At 71.6% G+C, this 26380-nt stretch carries 29 protein-coding genes, 1 tRNA gene and 1 pseudogene; 17 read left to right on the forward strand and 14 right to left on the reverse strand.

Features of this window, described 5'->3' with window-relative positions; genetic code table 11:
- The first annotated feature begins 14 nt into the window (after window positions 1-14).
- Entirely contained in the window at window positions 15-986 is a 972-nt protein-coding gene (locus DAETH_RS02395; protein ID WP_264776347.1) for a VWA domain-containing protein, read from the forward strand.
- A 148-nt stretch (window positions 987-1134) separates the two neighbouring features.
- On the opposite strand, the gene DAETH_RS02400 is transcribed toward DAETH_RS02395, so the two are convergent.
- Together DAETH_RS02400 and DAETH_RS02405 are read right to left on the reverse strand one after the other, a co-directional pair.
- Entirely contained in the window at window positions 1135-1560 is a 426-nt protein-coding gene (locus DAETH_RS02400) for an SDR family NAD(P)-dependent oxidoreductase (RefSeq protein ID WP_264776348.1), read from the reverse strand.
- Window positions 1561-1605: 45 nt separating this feature from the next.
- Entirely contained in the window at window positions 1606-3462 is a 1857-nt protein-coding gene (locus DAETH_RS02405) for an HD-GYP domain-containing protein (protein WP_264776349.1), read from the reverse strand.
- Window positions 3463-3942: 480 nt separating this feature from the next.
- On the opposite strand from DAETH_RS02405, the gene DAETH_RS24530 reads away from it, so the two are divergent.
- Both DAETH_RS24530 and DAETH_RS02415 read left to right on the forward strand, forming a co-directional pair.
- Window positions 3943-4242 carry an EAL domain-containing protein gene (locus DAETH_RS24530; RefSeq protein ID WP_319993742.1) on the forward strand — a complete coding sequence of 100 codons (300 nt, stop codon included), beginning with the start codon at window positions 3943-3945 and terminating at the stop codon, window positions 4240-4242.
- Window positions 4243-4249: 7 nt separating this feature from the next.
- Complete coding sequence (locus tag DAETH_RS02415; protein WP_264776350.1) at window positions 4250-5053, forward strand: oxygenase MpaB family protein; 804 nt, start codon at window positions 4250-4252, stop codon at window positions 5051-5053.
- Between the two features lie 20 nt (window positions 5054-5073).
- Here the strand turns inward: DAETH_RS02415 and DAETH_RS02420 are convergent, their stop codons facing one another.
- Window positions 5074-6360: an MFS transporter gene (locus DAETH_RS02420; protein ID WP_264776351.1), complete on the reverse strand. Its 1287-nt coding sequence runs from the start codon at window positions 6358-6360 to the stop codon at window positions 5074-5076.
- A 283-nt stretch (window positions 6361-6643) separates the two neighbouring features.
- Here DAETH_RS02420 and DAETH_RS02425 point away from each other — a divergent pair, with 283 nt between their 5' ends.
- The 4 genes from DAETH_RS02425 to DAETH_RS02440 all read left to right on the forward strand — a co-directional run bounded on the left by DAETH_RS02425 (window position 6644) and on the right by DAETH_RS02440 (window position 11380).
- Entirely contained in the window at window positions 6644-6805 is a 162-nt protein-coding gene (locus DAETH_RS02425; RefSeq protein ID WP_264776352.1) for a hypothetical protein, read from the forward strand.
- 287 nt (window positions 6806-7092) lie between these two features.
- Window positions 7093-7866: a carboxypeptidase-like regulatory domain-containing protein gene (locus DAETH_RS02430; RefSeq protein ID WP_264776353.1), complete on the forward strand. Its 774-nt coding sequence runs from the start codon at window positions 7093-7095 to the stop codon at window positions 7864-7866.
- A gap of 255 nt (window positions 7867-8121) precedes the next feature.
- Entirely contained in the window at window positions 8122-9090 is a 969-nt protein-coding gene (locus DAETH_RS02435) for a serine hydrolase domain-containing protein (RefSeq protein WP_406585094.1), read from the forward strand.
- Window positions 9091-9523: 433 nt separating this feature from the next.
- Window positions 9524-11380, forward strand: coding sequence for an ABC transporter ATP-binding protein (locus DAETH_RS02440; RefSeq protein ID WP_264776354.1), 1857 nt, complete (start codon window positions 9524-9526; stop codon window positions 11378-11380).
- Between the two features lie 200 nt (window positions 11381-11580).
- Here DAETH_RS02440 and DAETH_RS02445 read toward each other — a convergent pair whose 3' ends face one another.
- The gene (locus DAETH_RS02445) at window positions 11581-12906 is read right to left on the reverse strand and encodes a beta/alpha barrel domain-containing protein (protein WP_264776355.1); all 1326 of its coding nucleotides are present in this window, start codon (window positions 12904-12906) and stop codon (window positions 11581-11583) included.
- 82 nt (window positions 12907-12988) lie between these two features.
- Between DAETH_RS02445 and DAETH_RS02450 the strand changes: the two genes are divergently transcribed.
- From DAETH_RS02450 to DAETH_RS02460, 3 genes are all read left to right on the forward strand, one after another.
- The gene (locus DAETH_RS02450) at window positions 12989-14191 is read left to right on the forward strand and encodes a citrate synthase family protein (RefSeq protein WP_264776356.1); all 1203 of its coding nucleotides are present in this window, start codon (window positions 12989-12991) and stop codon (window positions 14189-14191) included.
- Between the two features lie 356 nt (window positions 14192-14547).
- A complete protein-coding gene (locus tag DAETH_RS02455; RefSeq protein WP_264776357.1) occupies window positions 14548-15120 on the forward strand; it encodes a TetR/AcrR family transcriptional regulator in 573 nt (190 codons plus the stop codon).
- Window positions 15121-15141: 21 nt separating this feature from the next.
- Window positions 15142-15936 (forward strand): isocitrate lyase/PEP mutase family protein, encoded by a 795-nt coding sequence (locus tag DAETH_RS02460; RefSeq protein ID WP_264776358.1) that lies wholly within the window; start codon window positions 15142-15144, stop codon window positions 15934-15936.
- A 248-nt stretch (window positions 15937-16184) separates the two neighbouring features.
- Here the strand turns inward: DAETH_RS02460 and DAETH_RS02465 are convergent.
- From DAETH_RS02465 to DAETH_RS02475, 3 genes and pseudogenes are all read right to left on the reverse strand, one after another.
- Window positions 16185-16484 (reverse strand): annotated as a pseudogene (locus tag DAETH_RS02465) (IS701 family transposase); the annotation flags it as partial.
- Between the two features lie 75 nt (window positions 16485-16559).
- A complete protein-coding gene (locus tag DAETH_RS02470) occupies window positions 16560-17048 on the reverse strand; it encodes a DUF3809 domain-containing protein (RefSeq protein WP_264776359.1) in 489 nt (162 codons plus the stop codon).
- 7 nt (window positions 17049-17055) lie between these two features.
- Window positions 17056-17325: a DUF3248 domain-containing protein gene (locus tag DAETH_RS02475; RefSeq protein WP_264776360.1), complete on the reverse strand. Its 270-nt coding sequence runs from the start codon at window positions 17323-17325 to the stop codon at window positions 17056-17058.
- A gap of 53 nt (window positions 17326-17378) precedes the next feature.
- On the opposite strand from DAETH_RS02475, the gene DAETH_RS02480 reads away from it, so the two are divergent.
- Window positions 17379-17642, forward strand: coding sequence for a hypothetical protein (locus tag DAETH_RS02480; protein WP_264776361.1), 264 nt, complete (start codon window positions 17379-17381; stop codon window positions 17640-17642).
- Here DAETH_RS02480 and DAETH_RS02485 read toward each other — a convergent pair.
- Entirely contained in the window at window positions 17630-18382 is a 753-nt protein-coding gene (locus DAETH_RS02485; RefSeq protein WP_264776362.1) for an SIR2 family NAD-dependent protein deacylase, read from the reverse strand. The two genes, DAETH_RS02480 and DAETH_RS02485, sit on opposite strands and share 13 nt — an antisense overlap.
- 98 nt (window positions 18383-18480) lie before the next feature.
- On the opposite strand from DAETH_RS02485, the gene DAETH_RS02490 reads away from it, so the two are divergent.
- A complete protein-coding gene (locus tag DAETH_RS02490) occupies window positions 18481-18759 on the forward strand; it encodes a type II toxin-antitoxin system HicB family antitoxin (protein ID WP_264776363.1) in 279 nt (92 codons plus the stop codon).
- Window positions 18756-19184, forward strand: coding sequence for a TA system VapC family ribonuclease toxin (locus tag DAETH_RS02495; protein ID WP_264776364.1), 429 nt, complete (start codon window positions 18756-18758; stop codon window positions 19182-19184). The genes DAETH_RS02490 and DAETH_RS02495 overlap by 4 nt, the downstream gene beginning before the upstream one ends.
- A gap of 136 nt (window positions 19185-19320) precedes the next feature.
- Here DAETH_RS02495 and DAETH_RS02500 read toward each other — a convergent pair whose 3' ends face one another.
- Window positions 19321-20223, reverse strand: a complete 903-nt coding sequence (locus DAETH_RS02500; protein ID WP_264776365.1) for a hypothetical protein — start codon at window positions 20221-20223, stop codon at window positions 19321-19323.
- Window positions 20224-20380: 157 nt separating this feature from the next.
- Window positions 20381-20899, reverse strand: coding sequence for an RNA 2'-phosphotransferase (locus DAETH_RS02505; RefSeq protein ID WP_264776366.1), 519 nt, complete (start codon window positions 20897-20899; stop codon window positions 20381-20383).
- Window positions 20900-21258: 359 nt separating this feature from the next.
- Here DAETH_RS02505 and paaI point away from each other — a divergent pair, with 359 nt between their 5' ends.
- Both paaI and DAETH_RS02515 read left to right on the forward strand, forming a co-directional pair.
- The gene (gene paaI, locus DAETH_RS02510) at window positions 21259-21633 is read left to right on the forward strand and encodes a hydroxyphenylacetyl-CoA thioesterase PaaI (protein ID WP_264776367.1); all 375 of its coding nucleotides are present in this window, start codon (window positions 21259-21261) and stop codon (window positions 21631-21633) included.
- 52 nt (window positions 21634-21685) lie between these two features.
- Window positions 21686-22240, forward strand: coding sequence for a single-stranded DNA-binding protein (locus tag DAETH_RS02515; protein WP_264776368.1), 555 nt, complete (start codon window positions 21686-21688; stop codon window positions 22238-22240).
- A gap of 4 nt (window positions 22241-22244) precedes the next feature.
- On the opposite strand, the gene DAETH_RS02520 is transcribed toward DAETH_RS02515, so the two are convergent.
- From DAETH_RS02520 to DAETH_RS02530, 3 genes are all read right to left on the reverse strand, one after another.
- A complete protein-coding gene (locus DAETH_RS02520; protein ID WP_264776369.1) occupies window positions 22245-22724 on the reverse strand; it encodes a pyrophosphohydrolase domain-containing protein in 480 nt (159 codons plus the stop codon).
- A gap of 82 nt (window positions 22725-22806) precedes the next feature.
- Window positions 22807-22907, reverse strand: a tRNA-OTHER gene (locus tag DAETH_RS02525).
- Between the two features lie 73 nt (window positions 22908-22980).
- A complete protein-coding gene (locus DAETH_RS02530; RefSeq protein WP_264776370.1) occupies window positions 22981-23679 on the reverse strand; it encodes a metallophosphoesterase family protein in 699 nt (232 codons plus the stop codon).
- Between the two features lie 146 nt (window positions 23680-23825).
- Between DAETH_RS02530 and DAETH_RS02535 the strand changes: the two genes are divergently transcribed.
- Entirely contained in the window at window positions 23826-24365 is a 540-nt protein-coding gene (locus DAETH_RS02535) for a GNAT family N-acetyltransferase (protein WP_264776371.1), read from the forward strand.
- Between the two features lie 118 nt (window positions 24366-24483).
- On the forward strand, window positions 24484-25383 hold the full coding sequence (rocF, locus tag DAETH_RS02540) for an arginase (protein WP_264776372.1): 900 nt from the start codon (window positions 24484-24486) through the stop codon (window positions 25381-25383).
- A gap of 123 nt (window positions 25384-25506) precedes the next feature.
- Here rocF and DAETH_RS02545 read toward each other — a convergent pair whose 3' ends face one another.
- Window positions 25507-26355: a MerR family transcriptional regulator gene (locus DAETH_RS02545; RefSeq protein WP_264776373.1), complete on the reverse strand. Its 849-nt coding sequence runs from the start codon at window positions 26353-26355 to the stop codon at window positions 25507-25509.
- Between the last annotated feature and the right edge of the window lie 25 nt (window positions 26356-26380).

The following is a 26380-nucleotide window of genomic DNA, read 5'->3' on the forward strand; positions in this document are numbered from 1 at the left end:
GAGGAGGTCTGTCCATGAGCTTCATCTGGCCCTGGGCCCTGGCCGCGCTGGCGCTACTTCCGCTGCTCGCGTGGCTGTATGTGCGCGGGCTCGCCCGGCCCGCCCAGGCGGCGGCGCTGCACCCCGACCTGCGGCTGCTCGCCCAGGCGCGGGGGCGGCCCCGGTCGCTGCGGCGCCACCTCCCGGCGGGGCTGTACCTGGGGGCGCTCGCCCTGGCCCTGGTCGCGCTGGCCCGCCCGACCGCGCCGGTGCCGCTGCCCGACGACCGCACGGCGATCATGCTGACGGTCGACGTCTCGCGCTCGATGGAGGCCGAGGACATCAAGCCCAGCCGCTTCTTCGCCGCGCAGGAGGCGGCGCGCAACTTCGTGCGGTCGCTGCCCCAGGGGGCGCGGGTGGGGCTGGCCTCGTTCGCCGGGTACGCGGTGCTGCATACGCCGCCCACCGCGCGCCACGAGCAGGTGCTCGTCGCCATCGACGGGCTGGGTCTGGCCCGCCGCACCGCCATCGGCGACGGGCTGCTGGAGTCGCTGCGCGCCCTGCCGGAACGCGGCGCGCAGGCCCAGTCCGCCCAGAACCAGGCCACCCAGAACCTGCCCGCAGCGGCCATCGTGCTCCTCTCCGACGGGCGCAACAACAGCGGCTCCGACCCCCTGGAGGCGGCGGCCGAGGCGAAGAGGCTCGGGGTGAAGGTCTACACCGTGGGCCTGGGCACCGAGAACGGCGATCCCGGCATGGGCGGCTGGGGCGGCTTCTGGGGCGGCTTCGACGCCGAGACCCTCAAGCAGATCGCCTCCACCACCGGCGGGCGTTACTTCGAGGCAAGATCGGCGGGCGAGCTCAATTCGATCTACCGCGACCTGGGCCGCTCCCTGGGCTGGACCCTCAAGCCGCGCGAGGTCTCGGGTTTCGTCGCGGCCCTCGCCGGGCTGATGCTCCTGGGCAGCCTCGCGGTGTCGGAACTGTTCACCCGCCGTATCCTGTGAGGGTTCGTCGGTTCTGTCCACCACAGCGGCCGGGTCCCGCCCAGCGAAGGGTTTCCTCACTCCGGGGACCCTTCGTTTCGCCGTGCGGCTTTGAAAGTGGGGGTGACAGAACCTCTTGTGCTCAGAGACAGGCCGCGCCGGGCAACCTTTACCCGTCCCCCCTTGAGCCCCGCAGCCGCCCGGCGGTGGACGGCCAGCCGACCGCCACCTCGTCGCGCGGGTGGAGCGCGAGGAAGAGCAGGGCCTGCACCACCCGTTTCGGCGGGTAGACGGGCGGCCCCGGCTTCAGGGCCCGCCCCGAGACGTTCGCGCCGCGCCCGTACGCGGGCGTGTCGATGGAGGCGGGGAAGACGGCGCAGACGCGAATACCGGGATGGTCCGCGAGTTCCTGCCGCAGACTGGCGTGAAAGCCCCGCAGGCCGAACTTGCTCGCCGTGTAGCCCGAGGCGAACGGGACGGGCGCGAGGCCGCCGATGCGCCACGCCCGGCGAACGCCCGCGCCGTGGCCCGCCCGATCCCGCTCGACGCCCCCGTGATCACGACGCGCATCCCGTCCGGTCCGGCCATTCCCCATCTTGGCCCGTCCGGTGAGCGGGTGTCCAGCAGCCCGGGCGGGCGGTCACCGGGAGCTGGTCTGCCGCCCCCCGGGGTGCTCGGCGGCGCCCCGCTCTGCCGCCACGGGGCACGGCTCCCGGCCGCCCTTGCGGGCGTACGTCCGCTCGTCGGCCAGGGCCAGCAGCGCTCCCGTCTCGGCGAGGGCGCCCTGCGGGACGGGGGTGTGCTCGCTGACCCGCGCCCCGAACGCCTGCTCGGCCTGCTGCAAGACGGGTGCCGCCGGGGCCGTGGCGAGCACCGCCTCCAGGTCCAGCGCCAGGAAGGCCGCCGCCACCCGGGGGTCGAAGTGCCGCCCCGACTGCGCGCCGATCTCGTCGCGGGCCCGCGCGGGGGTCCAGGCGCCCTTGTAGGGGCGCTCGCTGGTGAGGGCGTCGTACACGTCGCACACCGCGAACACCCGCGCGGCGAGGGGGATCGCCTGCCCCGCGAGCCCGTGCGGGTAGCCCGACCCGTCCCACCGCTCGTGGTGGTGGTGGATCACGTCGAGCGCGCCGGGGCTGAGGTGTGGAAGTCGCAGCGCCAGGGCGTGCCCGCGCGTGGCGTGCGACTGCATGACCGTCCACTCTTCCGGGGTGAGCCTGCCGGGCTTGAGCAGGATGTGGTCGGGCACTGCCAGCTTGCCGAGGTCGTGCAGGTACGCGCCTTCCGTGAGTGCTTCCAGCTCGCCCGGCGGGAGGCCGAGCACCTGCCCCAGCCCGCGCGCGAGCTTGACCACCCGCTCGGTGTGCCCGGCCGTCTCGAAGTCGCGCGCCTCCAGGGCGGTGCCCAGCGCGAGGAGCCCGCCCTCGAAGGTGCGGCGCACGTCGAGGGTCCGCTCGCGCACGCGGGCCTCCAGGTCGAGGTTGAGGGCGCGCAACTCGCCCTGCAGGGCGCGGGCCTCGCGCCAGGCGAGCGTCTGGCGCAGGGTGACGAGCCCGGTGACGAGCACGGCCCCCAGCAGCACGCCCCGGGCGCCCGGGTCCTGCCGGTGGTGGGTCAGGACGAGCAGCAGGGAGGTGAGAATCACCGCCGCGTGGGGCAGCATGAAGGCGAGGTCGGGCAGCCGCGCCGCCGTGCGAGCGACCGTAGCCGCCGGAAAGCTCCCCGGGCGCAGGCTCGCCCGCGCGGCGAGGGCGAAGAGTACGGACCCCGCGACCCAACTGGCGTCCACGGGGTGCCCGCTGCGGTACTGCCCGACGAGCCCCAGGTACGCGAAGGCGACGTCCCCGGAGGCGAAACACAGGAGGCCGAGCGCGAAGAGGAGCAGGGCGGGCGAGGCCGCGCGCCGCAGCGCCGCGACGAGCACCAGGCTGAGCAGCAGCAGGTCGTACAGCGGGTAGAGCACGCTCAGGGCGAACGCCAGCGGCTGCGCCCCGTTCGCCAGGGCGGCGGGAGCGATCAGGAAGTTCCAGAGCCAGACACCCGCCGCGAGCGTGAAGGTCAGCACGTCCAGGCCGAGCTGCACGGCGGCAGTGCCCGAGGCGCGGCAGGGCCAGAGCCTCACGAAGGCGGCGGCGAGCAGGGGCGTGACGAGGAGAAAGGCGGCGTCGGCAACCGACGGGAACGGCTGAACGTGCGCCACAAGTTCCAGGTAGGCCCACAGGCCGTTCCCGGCGGCGAAGGCGAGCAGGGCCGCCCCCAGGCCCCACCACCCGCGCCGCTCGCCTCCCCGGTGCCGCGCCGCCACCCCCCAGGCGTACAGCGCGGCGAGCACGAAGACGGGCATGGGGAGCAGGTCGGCGAGCACCTCCCGCCCCGCCGCACCGCCCCACCTGGTTGCCAGCCAGGAGAAGTGCAAGGCCGTGGCGGCCAGCAGCGCCCCCAGGGACAGACGGGCTCCTCCAGCGCGGCGGGAGGAGGTCCGGGGGGCAGGGGCAGACATGGACGGTTTCATGAGCAAACGCGGCCATGATGGCGCGGCACGTCTTGCGCGTTCCTGTCAGGCCCGGCGACCGGGCGGGGTGGGGCAGGAACATGAAGGTCATGGAGCCCATGGCCCGCCGAAGGCCGCGAGGAACGCCCCCTCGCGCCCGTAACGGGGGTGCGGGTGGTCACCACGCCCGAATTCTCCGCAGGCGGGAACACCGAAGGCCGCGCCGAACAGGAGGAAAGTGCCCCGGAACCGGGCGGGGAGTGCGCCCGGGGTGGGACCGCCCTTCACGCGTGGGGTGGTAAGAGCCGTGTGAGGCGGGGCCCGTATGCTGGGCCAGGCAGCGCCGCACGCCCTGAGTCACTCCACGCCCCGCCCGCCGGTTCAGACGACGCAGCCCTGGCTGGCGCTGCCCTTCGTGGGTGAGGCGGCCCTGCGCGAGGCGGACGTGCCGGGAGACGTGCGCTCGAACTCGAAGTCACCGGGAGCAGCCTGCTCGTCAACCTCGGGGACTCCGCCCGGCAGCTCGCGCGCATCCGTGAGCTGGGCGTGCGGATCGCGCTCGACGACTTCGGCACGGGCTATTCCAGCCTGGCGTTCCTGCGCCAACTTCCCGTGGACGCCCTCAAGCTCGACCGCGACCTTCGTGCGGCATGGCGTGGGGCACTGGGTCAGGCGGGCGGCGACCTGTTGCAGGGCTACCTGTACGGCCGAGCCATCCCCGCCGGGTCACCCTCCCCCCCGCTTTGTTCGGACGCGCCCGGTCGGGCTCCGGGGAAGTCCCTAGGATGATCGGGACGTGACCGAAGTCCCAGGCAATAAACCTCAGAGTGACCCGTCCCCACCCTTCGTCCACCCCGACTCCATCGTGCGGCGCATCTGGGGGGACGGGGACCTGGTGCTGCTCGTCTTCGCGGGGGCCGCCGCCGAGTTCGCGCTCAACCGGGCGGTGGACTGGCTGTTCTTCACGGGCCGCATCCCGCGCGACCCCCTGGGGCGCCTCTTCTCCACCGCCGCCTACGCCCAAGGGATCGTTCTTGCCGACGAGGCCGGGGCCGAGCGCACCTTCGCACGCATCCGCGCCGCGCACGGGGCGGTCGAGCGGGCCCGCGACGCGTGTATTCCCGACTGGGCGCACCGCGACGTGCTGTACCTGCTCGTGGACTATTCCGAGCGGGCGTACACGGCCCTCCACCGCCCGCTCACCGGGCCTGAGCGGGAGGACCTGTGGGAGGTGTTCCGGCGGGTGGGGACGGGCCTGGGCATTCCCGAACTCCCCGTGGGCTACGGCGAGTGGCAGGAGGACCGCGAGCGTCACCTGGGGCGGGACCTGGCATCCGGGGAGCACACCCGCGCCCTGTACGCCGCCTACCGTCACCACCTCGGGCCGTGGCGGTACCACCTGCTCCGGCAGGTGCAGGGCGTGCTCGCCCCGGAGCGGGTCCGCACGCTGCTCGGCCTGCCGGGGCGCCCGTGGCTGCGGGGGCTGCTGCCGCTCTACCCCCTGCTCGCGCGGCTCGGCCTGCGGGGCGCGCTGCGAGGAGCCCTGATCCCGCCCGACCACCTCGCCTCCGTCCGGCGGCTCGACCTCACCGGGGCCTGAGCGCGAGGCGCCTCGGCGGGTCAGTCGCTGGGTGAGGGGGCCGTCACCTCGCCCCCGGCGCCCTCGCCGCGCGCCCGCAGGTAGCCCGCCAGCGTGAGCAGGGCGGCGAACACGCCCAACACGGCCACCGCCGGGGCGAGGCCCAGGGCACCCAGGAGCACGCCCGCGAGGCCCACGCCGACCGGCCTGAGCCCCTGGCCCACCAGGATGCGGGCGCTGTAAACCCGCCCGCGCACCGCCTCGGGCGTGAGCCGGGCGAAGAGGGTTCCCACCATCACGTTGAGCGGCCCGAAGCACAGGCCCATCAGGAGGGCGAGGACGAGCGCCACCCCCAGCGAGGGCGCCAGGGCCACGCCGACGATGCACAGCGCGGGCCCGACGCAGCCCAGCGCGATCCAGTTCAGGGGGTGGTGGCTGGTGCGCCGCCCCATCCAGATCACCATGCCCAGTTCGGCGACCGCCAGGACCGAGCCCAGCAGGCCGACTCCGAGGGCACCCCGGTTCTCGGCGCTCACCCACGACAGGGCCGCCGGGAGGTCCACCCCCGTCATCAGGCGGTCGGCGATGCGCGGCAGGAAGACGGCGGTGTAGGGCTCCATGGCGAAGTTCACGCTGGCGAGGCCCAGCAGCGTGGCCCAGAGCGCGGGCCGCGCGAGGACGAAGGAGAAGCCGAAGCGGGTCCGCTCCCACCAGCCCGCCAGGCCGTGCCCCTCACCGGAAGCGCGGGGCACGGGCGGAAAGCGCACGAGCGAGTAGGCGATCAGCGCCACGACGAAGCTGGCCGCGTTCACCCACATCACCCCCGGGGCCCCGATGCTCGCGACCAGGAAGCCCGCGCTGATGGGCGCGAGCAGGCCGCTCGTGGTCCAGGTGAGGTTGAACAGCGCCTGAATGCCCTGCACCCGCTCCGGGGGCACGAAGGTCGGCAACGAGGCCTGCTGGGCCGGAAAGATCACGCTGCCCGTGAACCCGGTCAGGGCCGCGACGGCGACGAGGACCGGGAAGGAGAGCAGGTTCAGGGCGTACAGCAGCGGCATCAGGCTGATCCACACGGCGCTCAGGCCGTTGGCGACGCGCAAGGTCGTGCGGCGGTCCCACACGTCGGTGAAGCTCGCCAGGCCCAGCGTGCCGAGCAGCATCGCGGCGGTCCACGCGCCGATGACGGTGCCCGAGAGCCCCGGCGAGTTCGGGTAGAGACGGTACAGGAACCAGGCGAGCGCGATGAAGGTGAGGCCGTTGCCGAACGTGTTGATGCTTTCGCCGATCCACAGGATCAGGATGCGGCGGTCGCGGAGCAGGGAGAACATACTGGGGACCTCGGGCAGGACAGGGGCGCCGCCCACGCGGCGCGGGTCACCAGGATAGCCGCCGGGCCGCAAACGGCGAAGGCCGCTCGTGCCGAGCGCGGTGGAGAGAACACGCGGTCAGGACCCCTGGGCCTCCCCCGACACCGGGACCGGAAGAGAGCGGCTCTGCTTCCCGGCCGTTTGGCGTAGGTGGGGGTGTGCACTCGGCCGATGTGGGTCGGGGCCACTCCGGGCACTATAGGGGCAGCCGAGAAGGGAAGCCGACCGGCGCAAGGAGACGAAGATGAACGCATACCTTTACGCCGCTCAGGACCGCGCCCAGGAACTCCGGGCCGAAGCGGGACGCGCCCGCGAAGCCCGCGCTGCCCGTAATCAGAGCAAGCGGCCCACCCTGCTCCAGCTCATTAAGATTCTGGTCCTGGCCCGTCAGCCCCGCCTCACATGATCACCCCCGACTCGACCGATCACCGCCCCTCCTGACCCGGAGGGGCGCTTTCGTTGGTGCGGGTTGCCAGTGGAAGCGGGCCACCGGCCGGGAACCCGGCGCCTGGCCTCCTCGCCCTCCTGAACGCTCGCAGGCCGATCCTCGCACCCACCGCCTGTTTCTTCCCGATCACGTCGCAATCATCGTCCCGGCCCTACCGTGCGCCCAGTCAGGTGAGCCGCCGCCAGCCGGGGGAGCACCGGACGATCCGCCCACCCTGCTCCTCCTCCCGGAAAGGACCCCGAACGATGAACCGACGCCTGCCCGCCCTGATGTCCCTCCTCGCCCTCACCGCCGCTCTGGCCGCTCCCCCGCCGAAGCCCGAACCGGGGACCGTGAAGGGCGTCGTGCTGGACGCACTGGGCAGACCGATCAAGGGGGCCATCGTCCGCATCGAGCCGGGGGTGACCGGGGGGATGGTCACTGTCAAGACGGGTGCCCAGGGGCAGTACACGGTTCCGTCCCTCATCGACATGCCGTACTACGCCTCCGCCTGGGTCCTGATGCCCTACGGGGGGCAGAAGTTCTGTATGCGCGTCGATTCCGTCAACGAGGAAGGCTACGAGCCCTTTTCGCCGCGCGCAGGCGTCATCCGCAACTTCAAGTTCAAACTCAGCGGTCCCATCCCCGACGGCGGCGAGAATGCCTTCTTCGGGGGAGAGGTGCGGCTGCTGCACCCGGGCTGGGACGACGAGGGCGTGGTGAACTGGGACGAGTCGCGGGTGGAGGTGACCCTCGTGCCCGACGGGCCCCTGGTGGACGGCTCGAAGGGCAAGACGCTGGTGAAGACGACCCGGCCCGGCGACTCCTTCCTGTACGACATCCCGCTGGGCCGCTACATGGCGACGGCGGTGGAACTCCGCAAGGACGGGACTCGCGTTCCCCTGCTCATGGGTGCGGACAAGCCGTCGCCCCGAATGGCCCTGGAGTTCGAGTCGAACACGTCGTACTGCGGTGCCGGGTACGGCCGGGTGAACGGCATCGGCCGGGCGTTCCTCTACGTTGCCCGCCCCGCGAAGTAGGGACGGCCGCGAGCCGGGAAGCCTCCGGCAAGGAGTCGGCCACCGAACAGTCTGCCGCACTCCCAGGCCGGAAGCCACGGGGGTCCTGGTTATCCCGCAAGGTGAAGGTGCGTCGGGTGAGCTGCCAGGTGTGGCGGAAGGCTCGGGTCCGAGGCCGGGACTCTCGTTCGGGACCATCTTCCGGGACCGTCTCACCGGTCATGGCTTACGGCGGACACCACGTCCACGCGCCACTTTTCCGGCAAGATGATGTGCGTGCCCTCCGACCTCCCTACCACCCGGCCCGAGGACGCCGGGCTCGATCCCAACCGCCTGGACGCCCTCCACGCCCGGATCGAGCGGGCTCTGCCCCACGTCACCAGCCTGCTCGTCGCCCGCCACGGCCACCTCGCCTTCGAGCGGTACTTCGGCATCTATCCAACCTCTCCGCAGGACACCCAGTCCGTTACCAAGAGCCTGGTCTCCCTCCTGGTGGGGGTCGCGCTCGACCGGGGCCTGCTCGCCGGGCTCGACCAGCCCGTCCTCCCGCTGCTTGGGAGTGACGCGGACGCCCTGACGGACGCGCGCTGGCGGGACGTGACCGTGCGCCACCTCCTGACCATGACCTCCGGCCTGCCCTCCGAACTCACCGACGCCGCGTACGACGAGGCCTGGATGGCGAGCGAGGACCCTGTGCGCTTCGCCCTCGCGCGGCCCCTGGTGGCTGATCCCGGTACAGCCTTCCACTACTCCAACGCGGGCGTCCATCTCCTCGGCGCGGTGCTGGCGCAGGCGGCGGGGCAGAACCTGGCCGACTTCGCGCAGGAGGCGCTGTTCACGCCGCTGGGCATCGCCCCGCCCCCCTGGCCGCGCGACCCGCTGGGGCGGCCCCTCGCCTGCGGGAGCGCCCACCTCACCCCGCGCGAGATGCTGCGCCTCGGTGGGCTCGTCCTGGGACGGGGCCGCTGGGAGGGACGGCAACTCGTGCCCCCGGGGTGGGTGGAGGAGGCGACGCGGGTTCACGTCCAGGGGTACGGGTGGATGGAGGGCCTGCCCGGGTACGGGCTGCTGTGGTGGGTGACGCGCGAAGGGGGAACCGAGGGCTGGTACGCGACGGGCTACGGCGGGCAGTACGTGGCGGTGTTCCCGGCGCTGGAGCTGGTGGCCGTGATGACGGGGCGGGTGGAGGACCACCCGAATCACCGCCACGTCATCGCCGAGGGGGTCCTGGGCGCCGTCCGCTGACGTGAGGCGGGGGCAACGCCGACCGCAGCGTCGTGGCCGTTCTGCTGCGTCAGTGACCGCGTGGACCGACCGCCCACCACGGACAGCCCCTCCCGTTCACAGGGAGAAACGTCGGAACCCGAGGCTGAGCGTCCACGCCGGGCCGGGCGGCTCCACTCCGCCGAGAGGGTCAACGTCCCGGCGCTGTTCTCGCCCACGCGGGTGGACGCGAGGCTGGTCACGTCACATACGGTATCCAGGTCGACAAAGGCAGGAACGTCGGCCCTCACGTCCTCCGAACTCCCGGCCCCGTGGTCGCGGGCGGGGGAGGTCGGTCCGGGGAGGAGGTGCGACGCTTTCCAGGCACAGTTCCAGGGGGTCCGTCCTCGTCCTGACGGACTCACCCCAAGCTGAGCCACCTTCCTGCCCGGCCTCGCACGCCAGACTCCTCGCCATGCAGATGAGCCGCCGGTCTCCCCCCGCCGCCCCGCCAGCACCCCCTGATCCCCTCACCCCCCGGCAGCGGGCGGCCGACCTGCTCCAGACGTTGCGGCTGGTGTGGCTCGCCAGTCCCCGGCACAGCCTGACCTACGCGGCCACCACCCTCGCCGGGAGCGCCCTGCCCGCCGCGAACCTGTACGTGGGCAAGCTGCTGCTCGACGAGGTGGCCCGCGCCGCGCAGGGGGGTGTGACGTACCGCGCACTCCTCGTCCTGCTGGGGGTGCAGGTCGCGCTGGGGGTGCTGGGGAGCCTGCTCTCCACCGTGCAGGGGGCCGCGCAGCAGCTCCTCGGCGACAGCCTCCAGCACGGGGTCAGCCGCCGCATCCTCGACAAGGCGTCGGGGATGAGCGTGGAGGCCTTCGAGCACGCCGAGACCTACGACCAGTTGCAGCAGGCGTACCGCGAGGTGGGCTCCCGGCCCCTGGGCGTGGCGACCCAGCTTGTCGGGCTGGCGGGCGCCGTCGTCACGCTGGTGTCGGTCGGCGCCCTGATGGCGCGGCTGGGGGTGTGGGTGCTGCCGCTCGTGCTGCTGGCGAGCCTGCCGGGGGTGTGGGTCAGCAACAAGTTCGGGGTGGAGAACTACCGGATGCTCCGGTGGCAGACCCACGACGCGCGGGTGCAGAACTACCTCGGCGGGCTGCTGACCTCCGATCAGCTCGTGAAGGAGGTGCGGCTCTTCGGCTTCGAGCCCTACCTGCTGCGGCGCTGGCGCGACTATTACCTGGGCTTCCGGCGGCAACTGGAGGACATCATCCGCCGCCGCTCCCGCTGGGGCTTCGGGGCGGCCCTGGCCTCGGCCCTCCTGACCGGGCTGGCGAGCGCCCTGATCCTGCGCCGCGCCGCCAACGGGCAGATCACGGTGGGCGACTTCAGCATCTTCGTCCTGGGGATCGCGCAGGTGCAGGGGACGGTGGCGGGGCTCCTGAACGGAGTCAGCGGCATCTACCAGAACCTGCTCTACATGCGCAACCTCTTCGACTTTCTGGAGAAGCCCGGGCGCGACCTCGACGCGGGCGAGGAGTGGCGGGGAAGCATCGAGACGGTCGAGTTTCAGGACGTCGCCTTCCGCTACCCCCTCACCGAGCGCGACGTGCTGCGGGGGGTGAGCTTCACCGTGCGCCGGGGCGAGGCGCTGGCCCTCGTCGGCGAGAACGGGGCGGGGAAGACCACCGTGGTCAAGCTCCTCACGCGGCTGTTCGAGCCCACGGGCGGGCGCATCCTGCTCAACGGCTTGGACGCCTCGCGCTTCTCGCCCCGCAGCGTGCAGCGGCAGATGAGCATCATCTTCCAGGACTTCGGCCAGTACCAGATGAGTGCCCGCGAGAACGTGGCGATTGCAGAGGTGGGCCGCCTGGAGGACGACCCCGGCGTCGAGGGCGCGGTGCGGCAGGCCGGGGCCGCCTTCGTGGACACGCTGCCGCAGGGGATCGACACGCCGCTGGGGCGGCTCTTCCAGGGGGGGCGGCAGCTCTCGGGCGGGCAGTGGCAGCGCCTGGCCCTGGCGCGGCTGTACTTCCGGGACGCCTCGGTCCTGGTGTTCGACGAGCCCACCGCCGCCCTCGACGCCCGGGCCGAGTTCGAGACCATCGAGGCGTTGCGGGCGCAGGCCGGGGAGCGGATCACCGTCCTGATCTCGCACCGCTTCTCCACCGTCCGGCTCGCCGACCAGATCGTCCTGCTGGAGGGCGGTGTGGTGAGTGAGGCGGGCAGCCACGCCGAACTGATCGCCCGGGGCGGCCAGTACGCCGCCCTGTACGCCCTCCAGGCTCGCGGCTACACGGCGGAGGCCGGGAAAACCACGGCGCGGTAAGGGTGGTGGGAGGGTGACGCACGGGAGCTGAATGCCTGCGCTTTCTTGCTGCGAAATGCACAACGGGCGGTCACGGTGTTTTTGCCATGTCGGAGAAGGACGAGCTGCGCTCGTCACCCCCCTCCCAACCTCCCCACAGGGGGGGAGGAGTAAGAAGGCCCACGGCTGAGACGGCGTTTCCCTACTGTGCATCAGGGGCTTCAAGCCGGGGGGGCAGGCTGGTCCTCGCGGAGCAGGGCCTCGACGCGGGGGGCGATCTCCTCCCACTCCACCGCCGTCTGCCGCCCCGCGTCGAACTCCCGGTTCAGCCCCGCGTGCAGCGCCTGCAACCGGGGGTCGTCCTTGCGGAGTTCGACCCCCGTGTGCCCCTTGATCAGGAAGATCAATCCCGCCAGCCCGCTGTCCTTGGTCAGGCTGAGTTCCAGGGGCCGCCCCAGCAGCCGGGGCACGTCGAAGGGCGCGTACATCGGCCAGAACTTGTTCAGCCCGTCCGCGTGGATGCCCGCCCGGGTGCGGTGGGCGTCCTTGCCGTACAGCGGGTACTTGGCGGGCACGCCCTGTCCCAGCACCTCGTACACCTCGGCCAGCTCGCCCAGCCGGGTGAAGTCGGGCGCCGCGTCGGCGAAATACCCCATGCCCAGCAGGTGGAGCAGCACCCCCTCCAGCGGCGCGTTGCCCGTCCGCTCCCCCTTGCCGAGGAGGGTACCGTTGATGGCCGCACATCCCGCCAGGACGGCGGCGAGGCAGTTCGCCACGACGAGGTGGGTGTCGTTGTGCGGGTGGAACTCCAGGTCCTCCCCCCGCACGCCCAGGGCGAGCAGTTCACGGACCATGCCGGGCACGCTGCGCGGCCACGCGACGAACTCGTAGGGCAGCCCCAGCCCCATCGTGTCGCAGAGGCGGAACTTGGGCCGCCCCGCCTCCCCGTACGGCGCCGCCACCTCCAGAACGGCCTCCACGAAGGGCAGCAGGAATTCGCGCGGCGCCCGGGTCGCGTCCTCCAGGTGGAGCCGGGGCCTCAGCCCCGCGTCGAGGACGGCCCGCACGGCGTCGAGGTAGGTCTGCGCCGCCTGGGCCCGGCCGCCCGGGGTGAACTTGTGGAAGGTGTGGTAGTCGCTGGCGCTCGCCAGCATCCCCGTCTCGCGCACCCCCAGCGCCCCCACGAGACCGGCGTCCTTGCGGCTCGCGCGAATCCAGGTCGTGGGCTCGACCGGCGCCCCCCCGTGAAAGCGTTCCAGCGCCGCCTCCAGCATCTCGCGGTCGGGGGCCCGGTACACGAAGAACTCCGCCTGCCGGATGGCCCCGCTGTCCCCGGTAAAGGCGCACATCAGGTCGTAGAGCCGCACGCCCTGCTCGGTGGTGAGGGGCAGCCCCCCCTGCTGGCCGTCGCGGTGGGTCGTCTCCGTCGTCCACGCCTGGGCGGGCAACGTGTCGGGCCGCCGGGTCCACACGAACTGCGGAAAGCCCCCTGCGGGAAAGGCGTCGGGGAACAACTCGGGCGTCGGCACATCCTGAACCTGGGTCATGGGCTTGGCCTCCTGGGGTCATGCTGCTCGACTTGACAGGAGGCGTCAATCTTGATTGAAGAATCAAGATTAAGATTGGGGCATGTCCCCGTCCCTCTCCGCCGCCGAGGCGACCGAACGCCTGGGCGTGAGCCGCGCGACCCTATACGCCTACGTCAGCCGTGGCCTGATCCGTTCGGAGCCCGCCGGAGGCAAGACCCGTGAGCGCCGCTACCGGGCGGAGGACGTGGACGCGCTGGTGCGGCGCAAAGAAGAGCGCCGCGACCCCGGGAAGACGGCACAGGGGGCGCTGAACTGGGGGGCCCCCGTCCTGGAGTCCGAACTCACCCTGATCTCCGGGGGGCGGCTGTATTACCGGGGGCACGACGCGGTGCGCCTGGCAGAGGACCGAACGCTGGAGGAGGTCGCGGGCCTGCTCTGGACCGGAGAGTTGCGGGCCGTCACCCTGCCCCTGCGCGCCCAGTTCGCCCACCTGCCCCTGGTCCCGGAGGCGGGCCTGCTGGAGTCGTTCGCCCACGCGCTGACCCACGCCGGGGCGCGCGACCTCCACGCCAGCGACGCCCGGCCCGAAGCGCTGCCCGGCAACGCGGCGCGGGTGCTGTCCCTGCTCTTCGCGGTCACGGAGCGCGCCTGCGGAATTCCGGCCGCGCCGGACCTCGCCCTGCACGAACGCCTCGCCCGTGCCTGGGGGGTCGGGAACGGCCACGCCGACCTGCTGCGGCGCGCCCTGATCCTGACGGCCGACCACGAACTCAACCTCTCCAGCTTCACGGCCCGCTGTGTGGCGTCGAGCGGCGCGAGCCTCCACCACGCGGCGCTGGGGGCCCTGTGCGCTCTGCAAGGGGTCCGGCACGGGCTGAGTGTCGAGGTGTGCTCCGAACTGCTGGACCTCGCCGGGCGGCAGGGGGCGCGGCGTGCGCTCTCCGGCGTGATGCGCCGCTTCCACCGTCCGCCGGGGTTCGGGCACCTGCTCTACCCGGGGGGCGATCCTCGCGGCCGGGCCCTGCTCGACCACCTGGCCCTGACCGCTCCCGATCTGCCCGCCCTCCACGTCGCGCAGACCCTGTGCGAGGAGGTGCGGCGCGAACTGGGAGAACGCCCCAATGTCGACCTCGCCCTGGCGTTGGTGGTTCAGGTGCTGGGGGGCCCGGCGGAGCGGGGAGTGGCCCTGTTCGCGCTGGGCCGCACGGTGGGCTGGCTCGCGCACGGCATCGAGTCGGCGGCCCAGGGCCGCTTGATTCGTCCCAGGGCGAAGTACGTCGGGGCACTCCCGGGGCCGACCTGAGGGGTCCCCTCGCGGTGGAGCAGGACGTTCTGGATTTTGAAAGACTGCCCCGCCTCGTGGTCCGGCTTCTGGAGTTGGAGGCTTCTCTCTCAACCGGGTTCAGGATGTCCACGACAGCGATAATCAGAGCAGATGTGCTGGTGATCCGGCGTTCTCGCTCCGTTGACCCTCTCCCCCCGTGGGACTTGCAAAGCTGCGAAGCAGAGAGGGCGTTGCGAAGCAACGGGGGAGGGGGCGTGTGACCAGCCCGGCCGCTCCCCCAGGGTCAAGGAACGCCCCGTCCTCCGTGGAGAGACAAGCCGACCGAGGACGCACCCTGCTTGACGCCTCCCTACGTGGAGGAAGACACTTCCAGCATGTCCGGGAAGCCAGACACGCGAACCCGGATTCTGGATGTGGCGCAGGGGCTCGTTCAGGAGCGCGGGGACCACGCCGTCAGGTACAAGGATATCGGCGAGTGGCTGGGGCTGTGCAATGCCAGCATCCACCACCACTTTCCAGGCAAGACCGGCCTCGGGGCCTCCCTCGTCCGGCGGTACCGGGAGCGCCGGGAGCGCCTGCTGGAGAGCCTCGCCGCCCACCCTTCCGCCCGGCGCCTCGACCGCTACGTCGCGGCCTCCCGCGAGGTCGTCCACGAGGACGGACGTATCCGCCTGTGTACCGTCCTGGCCGCCGAGGACCGCAGCCTTCCCGAGGCTATTCGCGGCGAGGTGAGCATATTTTCCGACCTCAACGAGGACTGGCTCTCCCGCGTGCTTGAGGAGGGGCGCGGGCAAGGGGAGCTGCACTTTCCCGGCGACCCCCGCGAGACCGGCTCCACCTTCCTCGCCACCCTGGAGGGCGCCATGCTGCTCGCCCGCTCGTCGCGTGACCCCGGCCGCTTCGAGCACATCTGCCGCCGCAGCGTGGCCGCCCTGCGCGCCGCCTGACCCCCCGCCAAGGAGCCCGACATGACGCAGACCCCCCCCACCGACCTCGCCCGCAGGGCCCGCACCCTGCTCGACCTGCACACGGCCCCGGACATCCTCACGCTCGCCAACGTGTGGGACGTGGTGTCCGCCCAGGTCGTCGCGGCGACGGGCGCGCGGGCCCTCGCCACGGCCAGCCACTCCATCGCCTCCACCTTCGGCTACCCGGACGGGGAGAACATCCCGCTGGAATTGCACCTCGACATGGTGCGCCGCATCGTGCAGGCGGTGGACCTGCCCGTCTCCATGGATTTTGAGGCGGGTTACGGCAACCCCGGCGAGACGACACGGCGCGCCATCGAGATCGGCGTGGTCGGCGGCAACCTCGAAGACCAGATGAGGCCGCTGGACGAGGCGGTCACGGCGGTGGAGGCGGTCATGGCCGCCGGGCGCGAGGCGGGCATCGAGTTCGTCCTCAACGCCCGCACGGACGCTCTCGTGCGCGCGGACCCGGAGGCGCCACGCTCGCGGGTGATCGACGAGGCGATCCGCCGGGGGCGGGCCTTCCTCGACGCCGGGGCGCCGGTGGTCTTCGTGCCCCGGCTCGTCGCCCGCGACGAGATTCAGGCGGTCGTGGAGGCGCTGGGGCCGCGCAAGCTCACGGTGATCAGCGTGCCCGGCGCGAGCCTGCCCGCCCGGGAATTGCAGGACCTCGGGGTCGCGCGCGTCTCCACGGGTCCCTTCACCCAGCGTGTGGCCCTCACCGCCCTTCAGGACGCCGCCGCCGCCCTCCTCGCGGGGGGAACGCTGCCCGAGGGCACCCGGCCCCTCAACTGACCGGTCGGCGCCCCGCAAAGGCCCGCACGGCCCGTGCCCCGGGAGGCGTCCCCGGGGACGCCCGGCCAGACGTTGCTCGGGGGTCTCCGAACAGCTTCCCGTCCCCCTCCACCAGGGCACGCACCGCTTGTCCACAGGCAGGTCAACAAAGAGAACTTCCCTCTGGGAAGGGGTCTTCCTGGCGCGCCCGGAGATGTGAACTCCTGGTCCTCTGCTCCTCAGGACCGCACGACCAGGGAGAGGCCCTACACCTCGTCGTTCACCCGCACATACGGCAGGTTCCTTGCGGTTTTCGGGACGCTGGGAGAGGTCGAGGCAGAGCCGCAGGCGTGGGTGGTGGCGGCGCGCTTTCGGAAGCGGCGTGTCCCACCGGGCACCTTCGAGGAGCCGCCCGCACCGGTCGCTGCCCCAGTCGTCCTGGTCCCGAGGTCGAGGAACAGGCCGAGAGCGGCTTCAAGGCTGCGCTGTCGGTACAGCGTGCCGGGGACGGCGGGAAACGGGTCTGCCAGAAGGGAGGCGCGCTCCCCGCGCAGCTTGAGGTTCGACATCCCCTCTTCCTGGCGTCTGGAAGCGCGGTTCCGCTCCTTATTCGGGTGCGGCTCCTGAGATCATCCCCTCCGCCCTCACGGTTCGCGCGCTTCCTGGGCGCCCATCGCCTCCCCGATTCCCGCCGGGAGTTCCCCCGACACCCTTTCCAGCGTCCGGGCGGCGGCGGCACGGGCCATCTTCTCGAAGGCGGCGCCGCCCCAGCCCTCCGCCTGCGGGGTGTGGAGGTGCGCGCGGAAGTGAAACTGGAAGGCGACCACGCCCGCGCCGTCCACGCTGGCCTGCCCGGCGACCTCGACCCACGCCCGCTCCCCGCCGAGGGGCTGCGGCACGAGGGCCGCGCCGTCGGGGGTAACGCTCAGGAGGCTGCGAAAGGGCAGGTCCACCTCCCCGAGGACGGGCACGGGGACGACGAGTTCGCCCGTGACCCACTGCGCGCTTCCCACCAGGCCGCGCAGGAAGCGCACCTTTGACAGGGCCACCCCCGCGTCGCGCACGAAGGCGAGGGCCGCCTCCCGCCCCCCCGGGTGGGGGAGGGTGAACCGTTGCTCGGCCTCGATCAGCACCGGCGGATCAATCCACCCACTCGATCACCACGCGGTTTTCCTGAACGGCGGCCTGCAACTCGGTGTCCGCCACGCTGCGCAGCCTGGGCAGGTGCGCGAAGCGGGGGGTGGCCGAGGCGAAGCCCAGCCGCACGACCACGTCGTCGCTGAGTTCGTCCTTGCCGACCCGCCACACGAGCTGGGCCCCCAGCGTCTCCAGTTGCCGGGCGAGTTCGGCGGGCAACTCGGGCCGGGTCTCCTCCGGGGCGGGAGGGTCGGGGCGGGTCGGATCGCTCATGGGCGCATTGTACGTGCGGCCCCGCGTCCCACAAACGCGGTACAACGGGGGACATGACCCCCGCCACTCCCCCCTCCTGGCGCGAGATCGAAACCCGCGTCGGCCTCGACGCCCTCCCGGCCTTCCACCGCACCTTCCTCGCCTGGCGCGGGGTGGAGGGCACCGCCGAGATGCCCCTGCGCCGGGTCGGCCAGCGTGTCGAGGCCGAACTCAACCGCATGGTGCGGGAAGGGCAGGCGCAGAAGCAGGGAGACGACTGGACGCTCGTCCCGGGTACCCTCGACGGCTTCGAGGCGGCGCGGCCCTATCTGGACTGACCGGCTTCTAGCAGCGCCGCCAGCCCCCATGAGGCCACGTCCCGCACGCTGTAACTCAGGGAGGAGGTGAGTTCGGTCGCCTCGGGGTTCACCTCGATCACCACCGCGCCCGCGCCCCGCGCCTCCAACGCCAGACCCGCCGCCGGGTACACCACGCCGCTCGTGCCCACGATCAGGGCGACCTCGGCCTCCCGGAAGGCGTTGGTGGCCGCCTCCAGCGCGTCCTCGGGCAGGTACTCGCCGAACCACACGATGTTGGGCCGCATCCGCGAGCGGCAGACGGGGCAGCTCGGCGGCGGGGTGAAGTCCTCGGGGGCGGGCAGGGGCGCCACCGTGCCGCACACCTCGCAGCGGGCGGTGGTGAGGTTGCCGTGGAGTTCGACGAGCCGCCCACCGCCCGACCCGCTTCCCGCCCGGGCGTGCAGGCCGTCCACGTTCTGCGTCGCCAGGAAGAAGCCCCCGCCCTTCTGCCTCTCCAAGTCGGCCAGCAGGAGGTGCGCCGGGTTGGGCCGGGCGCGCGTCACGTCGGCGTAGCGGCCCGCGTACCACTGCCACACCGTCTCCGGGTCGCGGCGGTAGGCCCCCGGGCTGGCGAGGTCTTCCGGGCGGAAGCGCGCCCAGTGACCCGTCTGCGCGTCGCGGAAGGTGGGGATTCCGCTCTCGGCGCTCACGCCCGCGCCGGTCAGCACGGCCACCCGGCGGGCGGAGCGGAGGGCGGCGCGGGCCTCGGCGAGATTCATAAGGGAAAGGGTAACGTGTGGTCTCGTCGGAAAAACAGCGTCCTCCCAGGAGGTAAGGCTGGAGAAAGATTGCTGTCTTTCTGTTCTACACTATTCCTGTGCAAACGACCCTCCGGCTGAATGACGATCTGCACCGCCGCGCCAAGATGGAGGCTGCCAGGCGGGGAATTACCCTCACGCAGCTTGTAGAGGAGGGGCTGCGGGCACAGCTTGAGGCGGGCGCGGCGGCGTCCCGCCCACCCGTCGTTCTGCCCACTTTCGATTCGGGTCTCTCCTTCAACTTCACGCCGGAGGAGATCAAGGCGATGATGAACGACGACAGCGAACAGCTCGCCAGGCTCGGTTTGACTCCCGAAGCGGCGAACCCCAGGAAATGAGCTATTTGCTCGACGCCAACCTGCTGCTCAACGCCTTTCGACAGGACACCCCGGCCCACGTGGCGAGTTACGGGTGGCTTACGCGCACCCTTCAGGAGGGCGAGCCCGTATGGACGACCAGCGTCAACGAGCTTGCCCTCCTGCGGATCGCCACCCTCCCCGCCCTGGGCCCCCTGGCGGCCTCACCGGAGCGTGTCTTCGAGTTCCTCGCCGCCCTGCACGCCCAGCCCAACTACCGCCACCTCGAACTGGGCAAGGCGGGCCTGAACCGCTGGCGTGAACTCACACTCAGCCTGAATCTGCGTGGCAACGACCTGAACGACGCCTACCTCGCCGCGCTGGCCCTGGAGCACCGGCTGACGCTGGTCACGGCGGACGCGGGCTTCGCTCGCTTCCCGGGGCTGCGGGTTCTGACACCGACCTGAAGGAGCCGGAGCTGTACCTCGGCGAGGGGAGGCACCGGCCCAAGAGGTTTTGCTGCCTCCCTCACGCTTGCCTGCTCGGCCGTCGTCCAGTCGCTTCGACCCTGGGAAACACGCCCTCCAGGAAGCGCCGGGACCCCTACGGCAGGCCGAGTTCCTGCACCTTGCCCCCCAGCCAGCTCATGGCTTCGCTGCCGGGCAGTTGAATCTCGTTGTGCCCCTCGTCGTAGGAGAGGAAGGTGCTGATACCCGCCCGGCTCCCGTCCGGGCGCACGTTGTTCACCGTGTCGAACAACAGGTTGGTGCTGCCGTCGGTGCTCGCGGGCTGGTCCACCGCGCGCTGGCTCTGGATTTCGAGGTTGTAGCGCACGTTCCTGAGGGCCACGTCCTTGTGGTCGTAGCGGGTCAGCCCGCCCGCGTCCACCTGGGCGCAGGATTTGGAGATGTCCTCGGGCCAGGGGTTGCCGCCGCGCTCGGCGTAGTACGCCTGGATGAAGGGCCGGTGGTCGTCCTCCCAGGCGAGGCAGATGCCGTCGAGGTCGATCAGGTAGTCGAAGGTGACGCCCTGGTACACCCGCGCGAGGTTGTGGGTCCAGTTGGTGCCGTGCGAGTGCCCCACGAGCACCAGGCGGGTGGGATTCTTGCGGCCCTGCACCCAGTTCGCCAGGACGGAGCGTAGCTGCGCCTCCATGTCGAGGAAGCCCGCCTCCTGCTTGCCCGACAGGTTGGAGAAGTGGGTGCGCAGGTGCGCCGAGTAGGCGTAGGTTTTGACGCTCCTGCCCAGCCCCGCGAACATCTTGCCGAGGGCGGCGACGGTGCCCTGCGGCTCCAGGTAGTTCCAATTGTCGTTCGGCGCGTCGTCGCACGTCGCCCCGCAACGGCCGGACACCACGAAGATGGCGACGTCGGGGCTCCCCTGGGGACGGGGCGTCAGGGCGGCCTGCGCGGACACGGCAGGACCGGCGGCCTGGGGCGTGGGGACGGTGCCACAGGCACTCAGGGCACACAGCGTGAGGGCGGAAACGAGCAGGGCTTTGGGCATGGGCGGACCTCCTGGCAGGTGGCGTGGCGTGAAAGTGGCTTGCCCACACCGTACGCGCCGCCCCTCAAAAAACGCGCAAATCGGGGAGACCGCCGGGCAGCACCTGCCGCTCGCCCCCAACCGCGTGTCACCCCGGCGTGTCGTTCGGGGCTGCACGTCAGCCCGGGAACTCCAGGTACTCCGGCGGCACCACCTCCACCAGCCACACCCCGTTCTCGGAGAGGTAGAAGACGTGTCCAGCCGCGTGCATGTCTCCGGCCCGCGTGGTGAGCACGACCGGCTTTCCGCGCCGCGCCCCCACCCGCCGCGCCGTCTCCGGGTCGGGCGAGAGGTGGACGTGGTGGCGGGACATCCGCCGCAATCCCTCGCGGCGGATGGCGGGCAGGGCCCCCGGGTGGGTGCCGTGGTACAGGAGGGCGGGCGGAACGGCGGGGGAGAGGTCCAGGTCCACCGGGACGCTGTGACCCTGGTTCGCCCGGATGCGCCCCCCCTCCAGGGTGAAGCGCCGCTTGTTGTTCGTCGCCACCACCCGCTCCAGTTGCTCGCGGGGGACGCGCAGGTGACGCAGCACGGCCTGAACGGGAGCCCAGCCGCCGGGTTCGAGCGTGACGCCCAGGTCCCCGGGTGCGTGCCGCAACAGGTAGGAGAGGCGGCGGGAGACTTGCTCGTCGTTCATGCGGCCATTGTCGGTCGGCGTGACCTCCCCGACATGGGTGCGGTGGCCTGGCGCGTCTGCGCGGGAGAAGGAACCCCTTGACCCTGCCCCTGGGGCAGCCCCTGGACTGGCCGTACCTCCGGAGGCTGCATGACGGACACGAAAACGCACTTTCTCACCACCGGCGCGTTCTCGCGCGCCTCACACCTCAGCCGGGGGGCGCTGCGGCTGGACGACGAACTCGGGTAGAGGGTCGAGGAGGCCAGCGGCTACCGCCATTACACCCCCGAGCAGGTGGAGACGGCCCGCCTCATCGCCCCGCTGCGCGTGATCGAGATGCCCCTGGCCGACAGCCTGAGTGAAACCCCTACCCTGGGGACATGAGCTACGCCGACTTCCTGGGCATGACCGTGCGCGAGGCGACCCCTGGGCGCACGGTCGTCTCCTTGAGGATCACGCCAGACGGCCTGAACATGCACGGCACCGCGCACGGCGGCCTGCTCTTCAGCCTCGCCGACGAGGCCTTCGCCGTCATCAGCAACCTGGAGGCGCGGGCCGTCGCCGTCGAGACCCACCTCAGCTTCTTCCGCCCGGCCCGTGAGGGAGACGAACTCATTGCGGTCGCCACCCCCGAGCGGGTGGGCCGCACCCTCGCCACCTACCGGGTCGAGGTCCGGCGCGGCGGGGAAGGAGAGGTGCTGGCGCTCTTCCTGGGCACGGTCGCTCGGCGAGAGCCTTCGCGTCCTTCGGAATAACCCCGACCACACCCTTCCTTTTTATGTTATGTTATTTACGTAAGGAGGCAGGATGCTGCATATCGAATTCATCACCGACCTGGGCGCGCGGGTGACCGTGGACGTGGAGAGCGAAGGAAAGCTGCTGGACGTGCAACGCCAGTACGGGAGGCTGGGTTGGACGAGCGGCGACGTGCCGACCGGGGGCTACCAGTTCCCGCTGGAGAACGAGCCGGACTTCGACTGGTCGCTGATCGGCGCCCGCAAGTGGACGAACCCCGAGGGCGAGGAGATGATCCTGCACAAGGGGCATGCCTACCGCCGCCGTGAGCTGGAGGCCGTGGACAGCCGCAAGCTGAAGCTCCCCGCCGCCGTGAAGTACAGCCGGGGCGCCAAGAACACCGACCCCGACCACGTCCGCGAGAAGGCCGACGGCGAGTTCGAGTACGTCACCCTGGCGATCTTCCGGGGCGGCCGCCGTCAGGAACGCTACGCCATCCCCGGCGGCGCGGGCGCAGGTCGTGCCCCTGCCGCGAACGCCTCCCGCCCGGCCCCGGCCCGTCCTCAGGCGGCGCCCACCCGTACGGCGACGGTGCCGCGCGTGGAGGACGAGGAGACGCCGTTCTGAAGGGTTAGTGGTCAGTGGGAAGTGGTGAGTGGTCGGGGGTCTTTCCTACTGACCACTCACCACTTCCCACTTCCTGCCCTTCAAGTACCCCCCGCACGTCGGCGGGCCGCCAGCCCTCAGGCTTGAGCTGCTTGCCGTCGGCTCGTCTGGGACCGCCCGCCTTGCTCAGGTTGGCGCGGTGGACCTCGGCGAAGACGGGGTCGGCGTCGATGCCCAGGGCGTCCAGCGCCCCGTAGGTGACGTACAGCAGGTCGGCGAGTTCGTGCGCGAGCGGCGCGAGGTCGGCGGGCGGGACGGTCTCGCCCTCACGCAGACGAGCCTCCAGCACGCGGAACTCCTCCTCGACCTCCGCCACCTCCTCGCGGATCAGGGTGCGGCGCAGGGCGAGCAGGTCCGCATTCGGCACGCTGGGCCGCTCGGGGGAGACGAAGCCCAGGGCGCGGTGGAACTCGCGCAGGCGGGCGGCGTTGGACGTGGGCGTCATGGGAAGGATGCTATCCGCGAGCGGCCTCCCGGGGAAACGAGAACGAGTGAGCCAGTCAAACGGCTCACTCGTTTCTGTCCGGTGCGGGTGATGGGACTCGAACCCACCCGTGGCCTGCTGTCTGCCCGCTCGCGCGCCCGTTTGAATGGAGGTGGGCGTCTCCCTCCGGCCCCTCACACCCGCCGGGCGGTGAGTTTTTCTTGGCCGAGCGAAGTATCCCCCGGACGTGTCAGGGATTGATGCGCCCGCGTTAAGGTCAGCCTTTAGACACGGCCCTGGCTTCGGCGGCATCTGTGGTTCCCCGGGCACGCGGCGGAAGTTCCAGCACCCGGTAGCCGTAGGCGTTCACGACCCGCGCCCCGGTCCCGGGGTCGGTGTACTCCTCGCGGCGGCCCTCGTACTCGTGGATGTGCCCGTGGACGACGAGGCGGGGGTGGTGCCGGGCGATGAACTCCGAGATCTCGGGGCAGCCCCGGTGCGCGTAGTCGCTCCCCGCGTGCGGCCCGAGGGGCGGGGCGTGGGTGAGCAGCACGTCTACCCCCCCCCGGGCCTGCCAGCCCACCCGCGCCAGCCCCCAGCGCGCCTGGAGGGGGGTGTACTGCCCCTCGCCGTCCCTGCGGTAGCGCGGCACGCCGCCCCAGCCCGCGATCCTGAGGCCCGCCGCCCGCACGACCCGCCCGTGGGCCGAGATGACCCCGCGCGGGGGCACCCGCCCCTCCCCCTCGGTCACGTACTCGTTGGCGTGGTTGCCGTGCACGTACACGATGGGCACCGGGAGTTTGCTCGCCAGGAACTCCAGGTAGGAGCCCGGCAGGTCCCCCGCCGCGAGGACCAGATCGACCTCGGGCGCCCCCCTCGGAAAGCCCTCCCGGTAGATGAAGGGATGGGTGTGGTCGGCGACGAGCAGCAGCCGCGTGGGCCGATCTGGGAGGGGGAAGGCGGCAGGGTCGGTCATAGGAAGGTGGTCCGCGTCCGGCGGAGGACCGCAGACCAGGGCCAGGCGGGGCTGGGAGAGGCGAGTCTACCGCCTTTCCCGCCGCGAACTGTGCCGGGAAATTCGTCACGAAGGACTGTGCTGCCCGGGGAGCTTACCCTGCCTCCATGCCGACCGCGCCGCTCCCCACCCCCCGCCTGTGGCTCCTGCCCCTCACCCGCGCGGTGGTGGAGACGCGGCTGAGGCGTGAAACCTTCCAGCTTCCCTTCGACCTGGGCGGTCACCCGGTCCCGGTCCACTTCGCGCCCGCGTGGCCCGGCGACCTGCTGCCCGTCTTCCCGCTGTTCCTGGCCGACTTCCACTTCGGGGGAACGGACGAGTTGCCCGGCTCGTGGATCATCGTGGAGCGCACGTCCCACATCGCCGTGGGCACGGTCGGCACCAAGGGCGACCCGGACGCGGCAGGTCTGGTCGAGATCGGCTACGGCCTGACCCCGGAGGCGCGGGGCAGGGGCCTCATGACCGAGGCGGGGCGGACCTTCCTGCCGTGGCTCCTCGCCCGGCCCGACGTGCGCGGGGTCACCGCCCAGACCGCCCGGGGCAACCGTGCGAGCGAACGGGTCCTCGAAGGGCTCGGCTTCGCTCGCACGGGAGAAGGGTGGAGCGTGGAGGACGGGCCGCTCACGGTCTGGACCTGTGTGGGCTGAGTGGCCCCCGCCTCATGAATATGCAGCCGAGGACGAGGCGGGCCGCTTCCCGTCCGAGGGCGCAAAAATAATGTTGCAGCGCTGAGGCATACGTACGGTCGGGCTTTACCCTGACCCCATGAACGTCTCGATTCTGGGAATTCCGATGGACCTGGGCGCCGGGCGGCGCGGGGTGGACATGGGCGCCTCGGCGCTGCGCAACGCGCACCTGGCGGGGAGGCTGCGGGGGCTCGGGCACACCGTCACCGACCTCGGGGACGTGCCCGTGGCCCTGCCCGAAACCCTCGACAAACACACGAACGCCGGGCTCGTCTTCCTGGAGCCGATCCTGGACGCCTGCCGCGCCACGGTGGAAAGGATCGCAGAACTGCCGGAGGACGCCTTTCCGATTACCCTGGGCGGCGACCACTCGATCAGCATGGGCACGGTGACGGGCAACGCGCTGCGCGGCGGGGGAACGGGCCAGCGCACCGGCGTGATCTGGGTGGACGCCCACACCGACTACAACACGCCGCAGACGAGCCCCAGCGGCAACATCCACGGGATGCCCCTCGCGCACCTCACGGGCCTGGGTGATCCCCGACTCGCCGGGCTGGGCGGCGGCTGGCACGTCTGCCCGCAGGACATCGTGATGATCGGTATCCGCAGTGTGGACGCCCGCGAGCGCGAGTTATTGCGGGGGGCGGGCATCAAGGCCTACACGATGAAGGACGTGGACCAGCTCGGTATCACCCGCGTCACCGAGGAAACCCTCGAACGCCTCTCCGGCGTTTCCCGCCTCCACGTCTCCTTCGACGCCGACGCCCTCGACCCCGGCGTGGCCCCCGGCGTCGGCACCCCCGTTCCTGGCGGCCTGACCTACCGCGAGGGTCACCTCCTGATGGAACTCCTCAGCGAGTCGGGCCGCGTCACCAGCCTCGACATCGTGGAGGTCAACCCGGTGCTTGACACCCGCAATCAGACGGCGGAGCTGATGGTGGGCATGGCGGCGAGCCTGCTGGGGCAGCGGATTCTGTGAGAGGGGCGCGGAAGGTCGAAGGCAGAAGGCAAAGGCACTCGTTGTTTTGGCCTTCTGCTCTCTGCCTTCCGCGACATTCGTGGGAAGTCCGAAGAACACGGCGGGGCCCCGGGGCGACGCGCCTCACCCTGGGGCCCTCCTGTCAGGCCCGCCGCACCGGCACCTGCAACTCGCTGATCTGTTCCTCCTCGCGTTGAGAAAAGCGCAGGTAGACCTCGCGGACGGGACCGGCGGGCGCGTACCCCTCGCGGTCCACGCGTACCCCTCGCGGTCCATCCAGCCGAGCAGGGCCGCGTAGGCGTCGCCGAAGCGTTCGTAGGAGCCGAGGTGCAACGTGGCCGCCACGGTCTGCCCGGGCAACTCGCCGAACGTGACGCCGGGACGCAGGGGACCGGGAACGTCCTCGAAGACGGGCACGGCAACCTCCAGTTCGATCTCCTCCTCGCTCTGGTAGCCGCCGCCGCGCCAGGTCACCACGCTCCAGCCGGGGTCGGGCAGGGCGTGGTCCCCCATCGCGGCGCAGACCTGCTCGTACAGCCTTTCCATCGGGGCGGTGACGTGGCGGTAGTCGGGGGCCGGACCGCGCGCCAGCAGGGCGCGGACGGTGGGCGTGAGTTTGAGCTGCACGGTGTACCGGGTCATGCGTGCCTCCTTGTCGATCTCGGCCTCCAGCCGGGCGAGGCGCGTGTCGAGCACCTCCCGCTGCGCGAGCAGTTCAGAACGCTTGCGGGCCAGAAAGTCCGGATAAGGCTCGGGCAGGGTGCCCCTCAGCAGAGCCGCGATCTCTTCCAGGCTGTACCCCAGCCCCCCCAGGGCGGTGCTGCGCCGCAGGGTGGCGAGCTGGGCAGGGGCGTAGAGCCGGTATCCGCCCTCGCTGAGCGCAGCGGGCCGCAGCAGGCCGAGGTCGTCGTAGTGGTGCAGCGCCCGGACGCTGACGCCACCGAGGCGGGCAAATTCTCCAATCCTGAACATGGGTCCTGGTCCGCGCGGACCTCTC

It is taken from the genome of Deinococcus aetherius, from assembly GCF_025997855.1.
In the GTDB taxonomy this organism is placed as follows: Bacteria; Deinococcota; Deinococci; order Deinococcales; family Deinococcaceae; genus Deinococcus; species Deinococcus aetherius.